This is a genomic window from Winogradskya consettensis, from assembly GCF_018332715.1.
Classification (GTDB): Bacteria; Actinomycetota; Actinomycetes; order Mycobacteriales; family Micromonosporaceae; genus Actinoplanes; species Actinoplanes consettensis.
Genome location: NZ_BOQP01000046.1, coordinates 148,421 through 163,370 on the forward strand (window position 1 = coordinate 148,421; position 14,950 = coordinate 163,370).

Consider the following 14,950-nt stretch of genomic DNA (forward strand, 5'->3'; position numbering starts at 1 on the left):
GAGCGGTTTCCTCCAGAGTTCGGTCGGGGGTTCTAACTGCGCGGGCCCGATATGGGAACGCGCAAAGACTGCAGTGACGCAATGTCGCTAGAGATGCGCGGACGTGTCACGATCAGAGGTATGGAAGCAGTCCTCTGGGTGGTCCTCGCGGTCGCGCTCGCGATCGGCGAGGCATTCACGGCGACCTTCCTCATCATCTTCTTCGCGGTCGGTGCCCTCGCCGCGGCCGGTGTCGCGGCGCTCGGCGCTCCGCTGCTGCTCCAGGTCATCGTGTTCGCGATCGTCTCCGGGCTCTCCCTCGCGGCGTTGCGCCCGCTCATCCTGCGGCTCCAGCAGTCCTCGGGCGAATCGGGCGACACCATGTTCGGCATCGAGGCCCTGGAGGGCCAGCACGGCCTCGTGCTGGAGGAGGTCGCGGCCGACCACGGCATGATCAAGATTGACGGCGAGATGTGGCAGGCCCGGTCGTTCGACGGCGCGGAGATCTACCCGCCGGGCGAGCGGGTGCGGATCATCAAGGTCAAGGGCAACACTGCGATCGTCTGGCGGGACGAAACCCCCAATCTCTGAACGCGCATTCCCTAGATGGAGAGGCACCCATGGAAGCGATAGTCGGTGTACTCATTTTCGTGATCGCCCTGTTTGCGGTGATCACCCTGATCCGGTCCGTCCGGATCGTCCCGCAGCAGCGGATGGACGTCGTCGAGCGGCTCGGCAAGTACAAGCGCAGCCTGTCCCCGGGTCTCAACCTGCTGATCCCGTTCGTGGACGCGGTCCGCACCAAGGTCGACATGCGCGAGCAGGTCGTCAGCTTCCCGCCGCAGCCCGTGATCACCTCCGACAACCTCGTGGTGAGCATCGACACCGTGCTCTACTTCAAGGTCGTCGACCCGGTGCGCGCGACCTACGAGATCTCCAACTTCCTGCAGGCCATCGAGCAGCTCACCGTCACCACGCTGCGTAACGTCATCGGCTCGCTCGACCTGGAGCGCGCGCTGACCAGCCGCGAGGAGATCAACCGGCATCTCTCCAGCGTGCTGGACGAGACCACCGGCCGCTGGGGCATCAAGGTCACCCGCGTCGAGATCAAGGCCATCGAGCCGCCGGCGAGCATCCGCGACTCCATGGAGAAGCAGATGCGCGCCGAGCGGGAGCGCCGCGCCACGATCCTCAACGCCGAGGGCCACAAGGCGGCCCAGATCCTCACCGCCGAGGGTGAGAAGCAGGCCGCCGTGCTGCGCGCCGACGGTGACCGCCAGTCGCGCATCCTGCAGGCCGAAGGTCAGGCCAAGGCGATCCGTACGGTCTTCGACGCGATCCACACCGCGAACCCGTCGCAGAAGGTCCTCGCGTACCAGTACCTGCAGGCCCTTCCGCAGATCGCCAACGGCACCGCCAACAAGGTCTGGATCATCCCGACCGAGCTGACCAAGGCTCTCGAAGGACTCGGCGGTTCACTCGGCGGCCTGGCCAACATGGTCGGTGACGTCCCCCGGGCCGGCGTCGACTCGGCCGCCGTCGAGCAGGAGGCGCTGGCCGCCGCGCAGGCCGCCGCCGACGAGGCCGCAGCGGTCAACGAGCAGGTCCGCTCGGCCGCCGCCGAGGTCTCCAGCGACCCGAACCCGCAGGCCCTGCCCGCTCCGGAGCACATCCCGCCGTCGGCCGCCCTCGGCGCCGCCGACTACAACGGTGTGGGCGACCCCGAACGCGCCTGACCTGGAAAAAGCGTCATCTAACTGTGGCAAAACCCCGCGCGGAGGTGCGGGGTTTTGTCATGGTGGTCCGAGGATTCCGACGGTGCCCCCGGCCGCTCGGCTTGAGCCAACCAAGGCGGAGCCATGAGCATGTCGCAGTTCCAGACCGCGAGCGGACGCCCACTGCGCGTGTCCCCGGCCTGGGTGGGCGCGGCCAGCCCGGAGGACACCGACGACCGGTTGCTGTCGGTGCAGGAAGCGGTCTGGATCTGGTCGGTACGCAGGTACGCGCGCGCCGCGCTCTGGGGACTCCCCGCCGGCGCCGCCCTCTACGGCTGGTCCACGCTCGGTGTCGCGGTCCCGCCCGGCCCGCTGCTGGTCGAGCTCGCCGCGGGCTGGCTCACCACGGTCGCGATGATCGGGCTCGCCGGGCTGCTGGCCGGTTCCCGTACCCGTCGCACGGCCCTGTTCGGCATGCTGATCGGCCTGGCGGGCGCGATCCTCTGGCTGCCACTCACCGCCCTGCCCGCCGGCACGGCCCCGGACGGTGCGGGTCTGACCCCGGATTCGGTACGCACGACCGCGCTCGTCGCCGCCGCCGTCATGGGCACCGGCTGGCTCCTGCTCGGCTGGGCGGTGTTTCGTTCCAAGCTCGTGAACCCGGCGGACGGCATCCTGCTGATGCTGGCGGCGATCTCGATCGGGGCCGGCTCCTACGCCGTCAAGCCGCTGCCCACAGTGGGTGCCTTGTTACTGCTCGCAGCGGGTATGGGCCTGGCCTGGACCGGCTCGCGGCTCATCCCGCCGGCCTGATCCCGGCTGCCCGTTCGGGCGTACCCGGATGGCATGCTTCATCGCATGGCGAAAGTTGTTGCTGACATCTCGGTCTCGCTCGACGGCTTCGTGACCGGCCCGGGCGTCGACCTGGAGAACGGCCTCGGCCGGGGCGGCGAAGCCCTGCACACGTGGGCGCTGAGCGGCGACGCCGTGGACCGCGAGATCCTCGAGGCGGCCACCGACGCCACCGGTGCGGTCGTGATTGGCCGCACCCTGTTCGACTTCATCGACGGCCCGAACGGCTGGACGCAGGAGATGGGGTACGGCGCAGGCCTGGCCGCGACGCCCCCGGTCATCGTGGTGACCCGCAACCCACCCGCATCCGTCCGCCTCGGCGACCGGTTCAGCTTCGTGCCCGACGGCATCGCCGGCGCCGTCGCCGCGGCCGTCGCGATCGCCGAGGAACGCGACGTGGTCATCATGGGCGGCGCGCAGACGGTCCGCGGCGCCCTCGACGCAGGCGTGGTCGACGAACTCCGCCTCCACCTCGCCCCGGTGCTCCTCGGCGCCGGCACCCCGCTGTTCGCCCCGGGCACGATCCCGCGCACCCTGCGCCAGATCCACGTACGCCCCTCCACGACGGCCACACACCTGACCTACCGCCTCAGCTGAGGCCCGCGGTCCTCCCCTTACCCCCCGGCTTTCGTGATCTTCGGAGTGGCATGTCTGTCTACAGCGCCCAGCACCTGCAGCAGTTCCGGCTCGTCGTCACCGGCGGCGGCACCGGCGGGCACACCTACCCCGCCCTGACCACCATCAACGCGCTGCGCGAACGGCTCGCGAAGGCCGGCATCGAGCCCGACCTGTTGTGGGTCGGCGTGCACGGCGGTCTCGAGGAGAAGATCTCCGCCCGCGCCGGCGTCCCGTTCCGGGCGATCACGACGGGCAAGCTGCGCCGCACACCGACCCCGCGTGAGCTGATGCGCAACGTCGTCGACGCGTTCCGGATCCCCATCGGCATCGGTCAGGCGGTGCTCACCGTCGCCCGCAACAGGCCGTCGGTCGTGCTCTCCACCGGTGGGTACGTCTCGGTGCCGATCGGGCTGGCCTCGCGGCTCTTCGGCGTGCCGTACCTGATGCACGAGCAGACCCTCGCTCTCGGGCTCGCCAACCGCATCCTCGCCAAGTTCGCCACCCGGATCCTGCTCAGCCAGGAACCCTCCCTGCAGCACCTCACCCCCAAGGCCCGCGAACGAGCCGTCGTGACCGGCAACCCGATCCGCCCCGAGCTGTTCACCGGCGACCGGGAGAAGGGCGCCGCCGCGTTCGGGCTCGACCCGCGCGTACCCATCGTGGTCGTGACCGGCGGAGCCGCAGGCGCCCAGCAGATCAACCGGCTCCTCGCCGCGGTCCTGCCCGACGTCCTGCCCTACTGCCAGGTCATCCACCAGTGCGGCAGCCTCAGCTACGCCGAGATGCAGCAGGTCGCCGCGCAGCTCCCGCCCGCCCTCGCCCACCGCTACAAGGTGCTGGACTTCATCCACGAGCAGATGCCCGACGTCCTCGCCGCCGCCGACGTGGTCCTCGCCCGCAGCGGCGCGGGCACGGTCGCGGAGCTCACCGCCCTGGGCAAACCGAGCATCCTCATCCCGTACGGAGCCTCAGCCGGCGGCGAACAGCGCAGCACCGCCAAACACCTCGCGGGTCTCGGCGCGGCAGTCATGCTCGACGGCCCGACCGCCACCCCGGAAAACCTCTGCACCGAGCTGATGTCCCTGGTCAGCGACCCGGCCCGGCGCGCGGCGATGGCCCACAGCGCGGCAGCCCAGGGCCACCCCGACGCCGCCGACAAGGTCGTCGACGAGATCCTCACCGTCGCCTCCCGCGGCGCCTGAACCAGCACTTCAGAATTGGCCGTCCCGGGACGCGGCGGCATCCACCAGAGTGAACGACGTGATCACTGTGACGTCGTTCCTCGGGGTGGCCGCCGTCGCCCTCGGCATGGTCCTGACCCCCGGCCCGAACATGATGTACCTGGTCTCCCGCAGCATCACCCAGGGCCGCCGCGCGGGCATCGTCTCCCTGGGCGGCGTGGCCCTCGGCTTCCTGATCTACCTGACCGCCACCAGCCTCGGCCTGGCAGCGGTCTTCGTCGCCGTCCCCGAGCTCTACCTGACCGTCAAACTCGCCGGAGCCGCCTACCTCGCCTGGCTGGCCTTCAAAACCCTGCGCCCCGGCGGCACCTCGGTCTTCGAACCCCACCCCCTGGCCGCCGACAGCCCCCGCCGACTGTTCACGATGGGCCTGATGACGAACCTGCTCAACCCCAAGGCCGCCCTGATGTACCTGTCCCTCATCCCGCAGTTCATCCACCCCGACGCCGGCCACGTCGCGCTCCAGGGCTTCCTGCTCGGCGCCGTCCAGATCCTGATCAGCATGACGGTCAACCTCACCCTGGTCCTGGCCGCCGGCACGGTCGCCCTCTTCCTGACAAAACGCCCAGCCTGGCTACGACTCCAGCGCTACCTCATGGGTACGGTCCTGGGCGCCCTCGCCGTAAAACTCGCCACCGACCGCGCCCCCACAGCCGCGTCCTGAACAATCCGCCGCGCTCCCGGCCCGGCTCGGCTCTTTCTCAGACGCGAACGAATCCACCCCGCGCGTCCCCCAGGCAGCCACTGAGCGGCACGCCTCCGGTTCGTCCTCCCGAGCGCCGACGATCACGGCCACGGATGTGCACGTCCGACCACTGAATAGTTGGTGGCATTCGCGGCCCTGAGCCGATGAAGTTGCGGGATCGGTTTTGTTCGCGAGTCTGGCACCAGAGGTCGCTGAGTTTCGCCCCCGCCGAGGTCTCGCCCATTCAGATGTTCGCGAGGTAGGACTCCACCCCCTGCGAGACCCGCTCACTCCGCGCCGACCGGCCTCGCCGTTCACGCACGGTGATGGGTACCTGGACGGGGCGCCTTGTCTGCGGCAGAAGAGGGCACGTGATCAAGCCTCGCGAGTGCCACCTGAACGACGATATGCTTAGTTGCTGCGAGATGATGAGGCCAATGGATCGCGTCGAAAGCCGGTGCCACCTGGACTGGTGGGCGAGCTCTGTAACCTTGCTCGCCAGCGTTGAGATCGCGGTGGTCATTGCCGCCGCCGATACCGGCTGGGCCGCCGAGGGCTGCTTGATCAGCGACGACCAAGAAGAACGCGATGGATTCGCCTTCCTGTGCGACATGGATCCCGTCTTCATCCTGAGGTTCGACGATGAAAGCACGATCACCGTGACCGTGCATCCGACTGCCGACAACAGGCGGTTCGCTCTGACGGAGTACACCGGGCCAGCGCATCGACCGATCAACCACAGAGTCACGATTTAGTCCGCCGCGCCGCCGCGCCCTATCCGCGGCATGAAAGCGTGCCGCCGGAATAGTGGCCGAAGATCGGTTTGTTGCTCGATCGCGGCTGGGTTGCTGCCGTTGCCGAGGCGAAGTGCGGCATGGGCGGGCCTCGCGAAGAAAACGCGGAGGATTGCCTGCCTGCGTCCGGCTCGTACGCGTAGACCCACCACTTCGCGTCCGTTCCCGCCGAACTCGCCACCGGTCGTGGACTTTGGTTGAGTAATTTCACGTGCGCGCGTTAATTGCCGTATCAAGCCCCGGATTTGACGCAGAGTCCGGTGTTCGTCGGTTAGTATGCGGCGGCGTACTTCACCAGCCAGCGGTTGGTGAACCGGCTCCAGTCGAACAGGTCACCGGCGGCACGCCTGCGGTCACGCTCATGGTCAGCGGCGGCCTGTGCCCGGTGGGAGTTCGCCTCACGGAACAACGCTCTTGCGGCCTCGATCCACATCAGCTTGCCGTCCGGTGTCCGGGCTTCGGGCGAGTCGCGCCGCAAGCGGGTGGTGTGGCCGAGAGCCTTTCCGAAAGCCCGCCGAACCTTGTGCTCACGCCGGAACTCTTCGGTTGCCGCGGAGTAGTTCCGGCGCCGAGTCGGGTCACGCATCCACGCCAGTTCAACGGTCGTAAAGATCTCCAGCTGAGCGTATTTCATTCCTTTATTGTTCTCAGGGAGTTCCATGATCGGAAGGGCGGGTGTGCCATTGTTGGGTTGAGGGGGATCACACAGATTTGAATGGCAGATAGCGAATATTCGGATAGCCATAGAGTGGTGGTGGATGGATCCTGGGAGGCGATCCTGGTGCTCATTGCGTCACGGGTTCGTTGGCCGTCTTGCTGTCATCGGCAGATCCGCGCATCCACTCCCAGAAAGGCTTCATGATCGCTTGCATGCAGCGTGAGCGGTATCCTGAGGGATTGCTGGCGCCGCCGGTGGTCATGATCCGCGAGTGGTGCCGGTTCTCGCGAACATTGCGGCGAGCGGTGTCGGCGAAGTCGAACCGAAGGTCGCGAACATCTGGCGCCCAAACTCGCGAACGAATGCACGGGATCTTGGTCTACAAAGCAACAAACACACCACGCACTGCAATAGTTTTCTTGCAGTCTGAACGATTACTGCGCACTCGACAGCCGACCCCGCACAAGGCTGCGCCCACCCAGCCCCGGCACAACATCGAACCCACGCCCAACGCCCTCAGCCGCCGCCTTCGCGCCGCGCCCCATTTCTCGCCCTGTGCCTTCGCCGGCCGCATCTAGTGTCGCGGGTCTGAGGTCTTTTGCCGGTTGGCTTTGGCCAGGATCTGATCGGCGGTCTTGGTCCAGCGGAACGGTTCGCAGCGCTGGTTGTAGCCATCGATGAACGCCCGGATCGCGCCGACCAGGTCGCCGACGCTGGTGAACGTGCCGCGACGGATGGCCTCGGGGTCGGGCGTGGTGGTTGCAGGCGGGCGCCGGCCGGTCGCGGCGGTTGTTGGTGAGCGCCTCAGTGCCAGGTGGGGGCGGGCATTGGCAGGGGGCTGGCGCCCTGGGGGCGTAGGCCGTCGAAGATGATGGTGAGGTAGCGGCGCCACAGGTCCGGGGCGGGGTTCGGCAGGAACTCGATCACGTGGACCGGCGCGCACATCAGGGCGAAGACGTCGGTCCCGGTGACGTCGTCCCGCACCGCGCCCGCCGCGCGGGCCCGGTCGACCAGGGCCGTGATGGTCGCGACGAGTTCGTCCCGCAGTTCGATGACCTTCGAGTCGTCCCCGCTGACCGTCTGTAGGAACGTCAGGTCGCTCTGCTGGCGTTTGTCCGCGGAGACGGTCAGGAAGTCGAACAGTGCCGTCCCGGGATCCGCTGCGTCCAGCGCCTCCCTGGCGACCGCGGTGAGCGACGCGATGTGCTCGCCCACGATCGCGGCCATCAGCTCTTCCTTCGTGGCGAAATGCCGGAATACCGTGCCCTTCGCGACGCCTGCCCGCCGCGCGATGTCGGCGACCGAGGCGTCCGGCCCCCGCTCGGCGAATTCCGCCTCGGCCGCGGCCAGCAGCAACGCGCGGTTCCGGGCCGCGTCCACACGCAGAGGCCGAACAGGTGTCGTCACGATCTCACCCTATCAAGTTGACCGCCGGGTCATTTTATGCGTACGGTCGTGACGTCAACATGACCCAGCGGTCAGCTTTTCTGGAGGATCCTTGAACGTCCAAGGCGCCACCGCCCTCGTCACCGGCTCGAACCGTGGCATCGGCCGGCACTTCGCCGTTGAGCTGCTGGAACGCGGCGCGGCCAAGGTCTACGCCACCGCCAGGCGCCCCGAGCTCGTCGACATCCCCGGCGCAGAGGTGCTCCGCCTCGACATCACCGACCAGGCCTCCGTCGACGCCGTCGCCGCGATCGCCGGGGATGTCGACCTGCTGATCAACAACGCGGCGTTCGCGCTCGGCGGCAACCTCGTGACCGGCGACCTCGACACGATCCGGCTCACGATGGACTCGAACTACTACGGCACGCTCGCCATGGTCCGGGCGTTCGCCCCGGTCCTCGCCCGCAACGGTGGCGGGGCCGTCCTCAACGTCCTGTCCGCCGCGGCGTGGGCCACCGTCGACGGCAACACGTCCTACGCCGCCGCCAAGTCCGCGCAGTGGGGCCTGACCAACGGCATCCGCCTCGAACTCGCCGCCCAGGGCACCCACGTCGCCGCCCTCGTCCCCGGGATGACCGCGACCGAGACGATGAAGGAGTTCGCCCGCAATGCCGGCGTCGACCTGCCCGAGGGTGCGATGAACGACCCGGCCGACCTCGTCCGGCTCGCGCTCGACGGGCTGGAGGCGGGCGACCTCGAGATTCTCGACCGCTTCGGCATCGACGCCAAGGCGGCCCTCGCCGGTCCGCCCCGCGCCTTCGACATGACGGCCCCTGCGGCGGGCTGAACCATGACGGCCCCTACGGCGGGCTGAACCATGACGGCCTCTGCGGCGGGCTGAGCCATGACGGCCTCTACGGCGGGCTGAGCCCCTACGGGTACGCGGGCCGGCCCGGGAGGAGCAGGCAGACGGGGGCGGCCACGGCGGTGAAGCCGATCGCCCACCAGAACGCGTTGCCGAACGACGCGTTCTGCAGGACGACGGCGAGGACGGCCGTTCCCATGGATCCGCCGACCTGCTGGGCGACCCTGCTGATGATGCTCGCGTGGGGCACCTCGTCGTGAGCCAGGCCGATGAACGAGGCGCCGGTCAGGGGGATCACCGCTACGCCCATGCCGGCTCCTCGCACCAGGAGCGCGGCGAGCAGGAGAACGTAGCTGGTGTCGGCGGTGACGAAGCCGAACGGGATGGTCGCCACGGTGACGACCACGAATCCGGCGAGCGCGACCCATCGAGGCCCGAATCTGTCCGTGTACCGGCCGGCGAGTGTGCGCGACAGCAACGTACCGACGCTCTGTGGGATGAGCAGGAGGCCCGCACCGAGCGCGTCCTGACCGCGGATGTCCTGCCAGTAGAGCGGAAGCAGGAACATCGCGCCGTACAGTGTCGCGCCCGCGAGGAAGCCCAGGAGTGATCCCGAGGTCAGCGGCCGGTGCCGGAAGAGCCGCAGATCGATGAGTGCTTCGGTGCCGCGGCGCAGGGCCCACGCGATGAAGGCGCCGACCAGGGCCAGTCCGGCGATGACGGGGACGAGGTCGTCGGCGGTGAGGCCGTAGATCACCGCCGTGATGCCCGGTGAGATGAGAGCGAGACCGATGACGTCCAGGCGTACGCCACGGCTGGGTTTGTCTGTTGGCAGATTGCGGCAGGCGAGCCAGGCACCGGTCAGGCAGAGGGGGATGTTGACGAGGAACAGCCAGCGCCAGTCGGCGACGGCCAGGATGAGCCCGCCGAGTACCGGTCCGATGATCGGGCCGAGGGCGGTCGGCAGCGTGATCGTGGCCATCACTCTGCCGATGTTGCGGCCGCCGGTGGCCTGCATGATGAGGGTGGTCATCAGGGGCAGCATGATGCCGCCCCCGATGCCCTGAACCACCCGGGAGACGATCAGGCTCGTGGGGTCCCAGGACAGGGCGCACAGGACCGAGCCGAGCAGGAAGATCGACAGCGCGGCCAGCCACAGCCGCTTGCCGCCCAGCACGGCCTGGGCCCAGGCCGTGACGGGGATCGTGACGAACATCGCGAGCAGGTAGCCCGTGCTCACCCACTGGATCGTGCTCAGTGAGGCGTGGAGCTGCGTGGTCAGGTCGTGGATGGCGACGCTGACGATGGTGCCGTCGAAGACAACGGCCATGGCGCCGATGACGATCGTGAACGCGGTGACCCACACGGCCCGATCGATGGGGGCGGGGTCGGTACGGTCCGGGTGGAGCACCTAGAGCTCGATGACGACTTTGCCGTGCACGTGACGTGCGGCCTGCAGCTCGACCGCGTCGCGGATCCGCTCGACGGGGAAGCTCGCCGCGAGGGGCACGCGGAGCCGGCCCGTCGCCACGAGGCGGGCGATCTCCTCGATGGCGCCGGGAGCGGCGTTGGCGCCGTTCGCCGGGGTGATGCCGGCGACCTGGGCGGCGATGGTGGTGATGCGCTCGTCGGGCACGCCGAGCTCCCGTGCGGCCTGCGCCGTGTCCGTCGCGTGCAGGTCCATGGCCGCGGTGACGCCGCCGGGAGCCAGGGCCCGGACCCGCTCGACCAGGCCCTCGCCATAGGTGACCGGCTCGGCCCCGAGGGCGCGCAGGGCGTCGGCCGACGACGCCGATCCGGTCCCGATTACCCGCGCGCCCGCGAGAACGGCGAGCTGGACGGCGAACACACCGACCCCGCCGCCCGCGCCACCGATGAGCACCGTGTCGCCGGGGCCGGGCTTGACGACGGCGAGGGCTGCGGCGGCCGTGCAGCCCGCGATGGCGAGGGTGGCGGCGGTGCGGTCGTCGACGCCGTCGGGAGTGTGGTGCGCGTCGCCACCCACCGCGATGGTCCCTGCCGCGTCGATCACGACGTGGTCGGCGACCGTACGGGAGAGGGCGCCGCCGAACACTCGGTCGCCGGTCGCGAACCCGGTCACTCCGTCACCGACCTGGTCCACGACTCCGGCGTAGTCGGTCCCGAACCCGGACGGCAGTGTCAGGCCGAACCGGGCGGCGGTCTCCGCGTCGGAGGTCATGAACCAGTCCATCGGGTTCAGCCCCGCCGCCGTGACCCGCACCCGGATCTGCCCCGGGCCTGCCTGCGGCTCGGGCATCTCGCGCAGCTGGAGGGACTCGGGACCACCGAACGACTCGACGAACTGGACAGCTCTGCTCACTGTGACTCCTCTAGCACCTGATGAAGAAGCGGAAATGGACTATGCTCCGTTTCCAGGAACCACCGTAACACAAAAACCGGAGCGTGATCCGTTTGCCGAAATCAGCAGAGCCGCCAGAGTCAGCAGGACCGGACGGTCGCGGGCTGCGCGCGGATGCGACCCGCAACCGCAACCAGCTCCTCGAAGTCGCCACCCGCGTGTTCGTCTCCGCAGGCACCGAGCCGTCGATGCGCGCGATCGCCCGCGAGGCCGGCGTCGGGATCGGCACGCTCTACCGGCACTTCCCGACCCGCGAGTCCCTCGTCGACGCGGTCTATCACGATCAGGTCGCCCGGCTCACCGACGGCGCCCGCGAGCTGCTCGCCGAGCTTCCCCCGCCCGCGGCGCTGCGCCGCTGGATGGACCTGTTCGGCGACTGGATCGCGACCAAGAACGGCATGCTCGACACGCTGCTGGCGATGATCGAAACGGGCGAGATCGCCCACCTCGGGACCCAGGCCAAGCTGCTCGCGGCCATCGACGCGATCCTCGACGCCGGCCGCGTCACGGGCGACCTCCGCACGGACGTCTCCGCGGAGGACATCGCCGCCGGTCTCATCGGCATCTTCACGGTGGCCCGCCCGCCCGAACACGCAGCCAGGGCCGACCGGCTGCTGAACCTCCTGATGGACGGCCTGCGTCCTACCCCCTGAGCCGGCTCAGCGTCTGCAGCGTGGCGGCCTGCCGGCTGAGATCGTGGGTCTCCGCGAACTTGCGTGCCGCGGTTTCCAGCGAGGCGATCGCCGCGTCCGTGCGGCCCAGGGTCAGCTGCACGGCGGCCAGTTCCTCCAGCAGCGACGCCGCCTCGAAGAACGCGCCGGCCCGGTCGAAGGCGGTCAGGGCCCGGGCGAAGCTGTCGGCGGACTCCTCGGGACGGTCCAGCAGCGCCAGCAGGCGGCCCGATCGGGAGGCGGTCAGGCCGAGACCGACGGGATGGTCGCCGCGTTCGGCCACCCCGGCTGACCGTTCCTGCAGGTCCAGGGCCTCGGCGAGGTGCCCCGCGGCGCTGTGGGCCTCGCCGAGATGGCTGAGGGCGATGGACAGGCCGGTGACGAAGTCGATGTCGGTGAAGAGGGCGACGGCTTGCTCGTACCAGTCGCGGGCCTGATCCGGGCGGTCGCTGCGGAGCGCGCAGTTGCCGAGATAGAGCAGGGCCCAGCCCTCCTCGGTGCGGTTGCCGACCTCCCGGGCCAGAGCAAGGGCCTCGACCAGCAGCGGCTCGGCCTCGGCGATCCGCTGGTGGACGGAGTAGGTCCAGGCCAGATAATCGATGAGTACGCATTCCGCGCCGCGATCGCCGAGGGTACGGGCAGCGTCGACACCCAGGGCGAAGACCTCCCGCCACTCACTCTGGTACCAGCGCACGTCGGAGTACCAGTGCATGGACCAGGCGAGCCGCAGCACCGCGGCGGGGCGGTGCGCGGAGAGCCGCAACGCTCCCAGCCAGTTGCCCCATTCGGCGTCCAGCCAGGCGATGGCGGTGGCGGGGGAGTCCCAGCGGGGTTCCAGCGGGTGGGGAGCCTCGGGGCCGGGACCGTCCTCGTCACCGGGGCTGATGTGCACGGCGGCCTGCGCGGCGACCGCGAGCAGCCAGGTTTGCAGGCGCTCCTCGTGACCCCGGACGGCCTCCGGGCCCTCCGCGACGGTGAGGACCTCGCGGGCAAAGAGCCGCAGCAGGTCGTTGAAGCGGTAGCGGCCGGGGGCGGGTGCGACCTCGACCAGACCGGCGTCGACGAGCTCACCGATGAGATCCTCGGCGTCGAACGGGTCCTCGTCGAGCAGCAGACCGGCCGGGACGGGGTCGAAGTCCGGGCCGGGGATCAGCCCGAGCCGGCGGAACGCGACCTGGGCCGGCGCGGTGAGCTGCCGGTAGGAGACCGAGAAGATCGCGGTGAGCTGCAGGTCACCGGCCTTGAGGACGGCGAGGCGGCGCTGGTCGTTGCCGAGCTGCTTCGCCAGGTGGTCGATGCTCCAGGTGGGCCGGCTGGCGAGCCGGTTGCCGGCGATGCGCAGCGCCAGCGGGAGGTTGCCGCAGAGCCTGGCGACCTCGGCGGCGGCGTCCGGTTCGGCGTCGACCCGCTCGCGGCCGGTGATCCGGGCCAGCAGGTCGACGGCGTTCGGCGTGGTGAACGTGTCGAGGGCCAGGCGGCGGGCACCCTCGAGCCCGGCGAGGCCGCGGCGGCTGGTGACGAAGACCAGGAACGTGGGGCTGGCCGGGAGCAGCGGGCGCACCTGGCTCTCCGTCGAGACGTTGTCGAGGATGAGCACCTGACGGCGTTCCCGGGTCAGCGACCGGAAGAGCGCGGTCCGCTCGGTCACCGACGGAGGAATCCTTTCCGCGGGTACGCCCAGAGCGGCCAGCAACCGCCCCAGCGCGTCGGCGGGCTGCATCGGGTGCTCGTCGGTGCCGAGCAGATCCAGATACCACTGCCCGTCGGGGAAGTCCTCGGCCAGCACGTGCGCCAGGTGCACCGCCATCGAGGTCTTGCCCACGCCGGGCGGACCGGAGATGGAGGCCACGGTCGGCGCGGTGCCCTGTCCTGCGGTGCGGGCAGCGTCGACGAGCACGGCGAGTTCGACATCGCGGCCGGTGAAGTCGGGTGCGTGCGGCGGCAGGCGGCACAGGCTCGCGGCCAGGGTGCTGTCGCTGTGGTCGCCGGTCGTGCCGCTGCGGCGCTCGGCCCCGGCCTGGACGGCGCCGGTGAGGGTCCAGCCGTCGCCGGTGGTGCGTTCCAGCGCGGACTGCTCGACGAGCCGGTTCAGTTCCCGGGTGACCAGCGCGGGCAGGCCACCGCTGCGGCTGTCCAGCCAGTCGACGAGTTGCGGGCTGGGCTCGCCGCGCAGGGCGGTGCGCAGGAATGTGCGTACGGCTGCGGCGGACCAGGGTTTGAGCTCGATGTCTGCGCCGGGATCGGTCGTGGCCCGCACGAGCGCGACGGGTGCACCCGGGGTGGCGTTGCTGACCAGGGCGGCGGCGTCCTGCAGCGCGGCGCCGTCGGCGAGGTCGAGCAGCAGCAGAGTCCCGCCCGGTGCCGCCGAGAACGCTGGGACATCGGTCAGCACGGACATGCCGCGCAGCCGGGCGAGCTTGGCGATCTCGGTGAGGAAGCGGGTGTGACCGACGCCGGGCACGCCGGTGACCCGCAAAGTTCCCGACGAGCCGTTGAGTACGCGGGACAGGAACGTCGCGGCGTGGGTCAGCGCGGCGTCCCGTTCGAGGAGCCTCGACTCGCCGGTGTCACCGGGAGCGTCCGCGGCGTCGTCGGTGGCTGCCTGAGCCCGGCCCCGATGCTTGGCGAGATAGTTGCGCCGGTCGGCGACGGCCAGCAACCCGGCCGCGTCGGTGGCCTCGCCGGGGTACGTGCTCACACCCAGGCTGATCGTCAGCGTCAGCGGCGGCTGCCCGGGGAACGGCGTCGCGCCGACACCGTCGACGATCCGGCGGGCGATCACCCCGGCCTCGCCGCGGGCGGTGCCGGGCAGGACGACGACGAGCTCGTCCCCGCCGTACCGGAAAAGGAGGTCCTGTTCGCGCAGCAGCGCGCGGATCCGTTCCGAGACGCCGGACAGGATCTCGTCACCGCGGGCATGGCCGTAGGCGTCGTTGACCGATTTGAAGTAGTCCAGGTCCAGCAGGAACAGCGAACATTCGGTGCCGGTCCCGGCGGCGTGCAGCAACGCCTCCGGCAGCAGGGAGTCGAGCGCGGCCCGGGTACGGCAACCGGTCAGCGCGTCCAGGGCGGGCACAACCCTCCCATCGGCACCCGCCGCGCGATT

General features: G+C 69.9%; 14 protein-coding genes and 1 pseudogene. 9 read left to right on the top strand and 6 right to left on the bottom strand.

Going from position 1 to position 14,950, the window contains the following annotated elements; translation table 11 throughout:
- The first annotated feature begins 120 nt into the window (after positions 1–120).
- The 7 genes from Aco04nite_RS37670 (at position 121) to Aco04nite_RS37700 (ending at position 5,845) form a co-directional block, all read left to right on the top strand.
- The gene (locus tag Aco04nite_RS37670; RefSeq protein WP_213002008.1) at positions 121–570 is read left to right on the top strand and encodes an NfeD family protein; all 450 of its coding nucleotides are present in this window, start codon (positions 121–123) and stop codon (positions 568–570) included.
- A 29-nt stretch (positions 571–599) separates the two neighbouring features.
- Complete coding sequence (locus Aco04nite_RS37675; protein WP_213002009.1) at positions 600–1,715, top strand: SPFH domain-containing protein; 1,116 nt, start codon at positions 600–602, stop codon at positions 1,713–1,715.
- A 123-nt stretch (positions 1,716–1,838) separates the two neighbouring features.
- The gene (locus Aco04nite_RS37680; protein WP_203834462.1) at positions 1,839–2,507 is read left to right on the top strand and encodes a hypothetical protein; all 669 of its coding nucleotides are present in this window, start codon (positions 1,839–1,841) and stop codon (positions 2,505–2,507) included.
- Between the two features lie 45 nt (positions 2,508–2,552).
- Complete coding sequence (locus tag Aco04nite_RS37685) at positions 2,553–3,143, top strand: dihydrofolate reductase family protein (protein ID WP_213002010.1); 591 nt, start codon at positions 2,553–2,555, stop codon at positions 3,141–3,143.
- A gap of 50 nt (positions 3,144–3,193) precedes the next feature.
- Positions 3,194–4,366 carry a UDP-N-acetylglucosamine--N-acetylmuramyl-(pentapeptide) pyrophosphoryl-undecaprenol N-acetylglucosamine transferase gene (locus Aco04nite_RS37690; protein WP_213002011.1) on the top strand — a complete coding sequence of 391 codons (1,173 nt, stop codon included), beginning with the start codon at positions 3,194–3,196 and terminating at the stop codon, positions 4,364–4,366.
- Between the two features lie 58 nt (positions 4,367–4,424).
- The gene (locus tag Aco04nite_RS37695) at positions 4,425–5,069 is read left to right on the top strand and encodes a LysE family translocator (protein ID WP_213002012.1); all 645 of its coding nucleotides are present in this window, start codon (positions 4,425–4,427) and stop codon (positions 5,067–5,069) included.
- 458 nt (positions 5,070–5,527) lie between these two features.
- On the top strand, positions 5,528–5,845 hold the full coding sequence (locus tag Aco04nite_RS37700; RefSeq protein WP_213002013.1) for a hypothetical protein: 318 nt from the start codon (positions 5,528–5,530) through the stop codon (positions 5,843–5,845).
- A 310-nt stretch (positions 5,846–6,155) separates the two neighbouring features.
- Here Aco04nite_RS37700 and Aco04nite_RS37705 read toward each other — a convergent pair whose 3' ends face one another.
- The 3 genes and pseudogenes from Aco04nite_RS37705 to Aco04nite_RS37710 form a co-directional block, all read right to left on the bottom strand.
- Positions 6,156–6,518 (bottom strand): hypothetical protein, encoded by a 363-nt coding sequence (locus Aco04nite_RS37705; protein ID WP_213002014.1) that lies wholly within the window; start codon positions 6,516–6,518, stop codon positions 6,156–6,158.
- A gap of 598 nt (positions 6,519–7,116) precedes the next feature.
- Positions 7,117–7,284 (bottom strand): annotated as a pseudogene (locus tag Aco04nite_RS49255) (IS630 family transposase); the annotation flags it as partial.
- Positions 7,285–7,346: 62 nt separating this feature from the next.
- Entirely contained in the window at positions 7,347–7,949 is a 603-nt protein-coding gene (locus tag Aco04nite_RS37710; RefSeq protein WP_213002015.1) for a TetR/AcrR family transcriptional regulator, read from the bottom strand.
- Positions 7,950–8,040: 91 nt separating this feature from the next.
- Here Aco04nite_RS37710 and Aco04nite_RS37715 point away from each other — a divergent pair, with 91 nt between their 5' ends.
- Positions 8,041–8,775, top strand: a complete 735-nt coding sequence (locus Aco04nite_RS37715) for an SDR family NAD(P)-dependent oxidoreductase (protein WP_213002016.1) — start codon at positions 8,041–8,043, stop codon at positions 8,773–8,775.
- An 85-nt stretch (positions 8,776–8,860) separates the two neighbouring features.
- On the opposite strand, the gene Aco04nite_RS37720 is transcribed toward Aco04nite_RS37715, so the two are convergent.
- A complete protein-coding gene (locus Aco04nite_RS37720) occupies positions 8,861–10,204 on the bottom strand; it encodes an MDR family MFS transporter (RefSeq protein ID WP_244876582.1) in 1,344 nt (447 codons plus the stop codon).
- On the bottom strand, positions 10,205–11,134 hold the full coding sequence (locus Aco04nite_RS37725) for an NADP-dependent oxidoreductase (protein WP_244876583.1): 930 nt from the start codon (positions 11,132–11,134) through the stop codon (positions 10,205–10,207).
- Positions 11,135–11,217: 83 nt separating this feature from the next.
- Between Aco04nite_RS37725 and Aco04nite_RS37730 the strand changes: the two genes are divergently transcribed.
- Entirely contained in the window at positions 11,218–11,826 is a 609-nt protein-coding gene (locus Aco04nite_RS37730; protein ID WP_244876584.1) for a TetR/AcrR family transcriptional regulator, read from the top strand.
- Here Aco04nite_RS37730 and Aco04nite_RS37735 read toward each other — a convergent pair.
- Complete coding sequence (locus Aco04nite_RS37735; protein ID WP_213002017.1) at positions 11,816–14,920, bottom strand: diguanylate cyclase; 3,105 nt, start codon at positions 14,918–14,920, stop codon at positions 11,816–11,818. The genes Aco04nite_RS37730 and Aco04nite_RS37735 overlap by 11 nt on opposite strands.
- Positions 14,921–14,950: the final 30 nt, after the last annotated feature.

Excerpts from the sequence above, each read along its gene's own strand:
- Aco04nite_RS37670 (WP_213002008.1), top strand. The coding sequence starts at position 121 with ATGGAAGCAGTCCTCTGGGTGGTCCTCGCGGTCGCGCTCGCGATCGGC.
- Aco04nite_RS37700 (WP_213002013.1), top strand. The coding sequence starts at position 5,528 with ATGGATCGCGTCGAAAGCCGGTGCCACCTGGACTGGTGGGCGAGCTCT.
- Aco04nite_RS37690 (WP_213002011.1), top strand. The coding sequence starts at position 3,194 with ATGTCTGTCTACAGCGCCCAGCACCTGCAGCAGTTCCGGCTCGTCGTC.
- Aco04nite_RS37675 (WP_213002009.1), top strand. The coding sequence starts at position 600 with ATGGAAGCGATAGTCGGTGTACTCATTTTCGTGATCGCCCTGTTTGCG.
- Aco04nite_RS37685 (WP_213002010.1), top strand. The coding sequence starts at position 2,553 with ATGGCGAAAGTTGTTGCTGACATCTCGGTCTCGCTCGACGGCTTCGTG.
- Aco04nite_RS37680 (WP_203834462.1), top strand. The coding sequence starts at position 1,839 with ATGAGCATGTCGCAGTTCCAGACCGCGAGCGGACGCCCACTGCGCGTG.
- Aco04nite_RS37705 (WP_213002014.1), bottom strand. The coding sequence starts at position 6,518 with ATGAAATACGCTCAGCTGGAGATCTTTACGACCGTTGAACTGGCGTGG.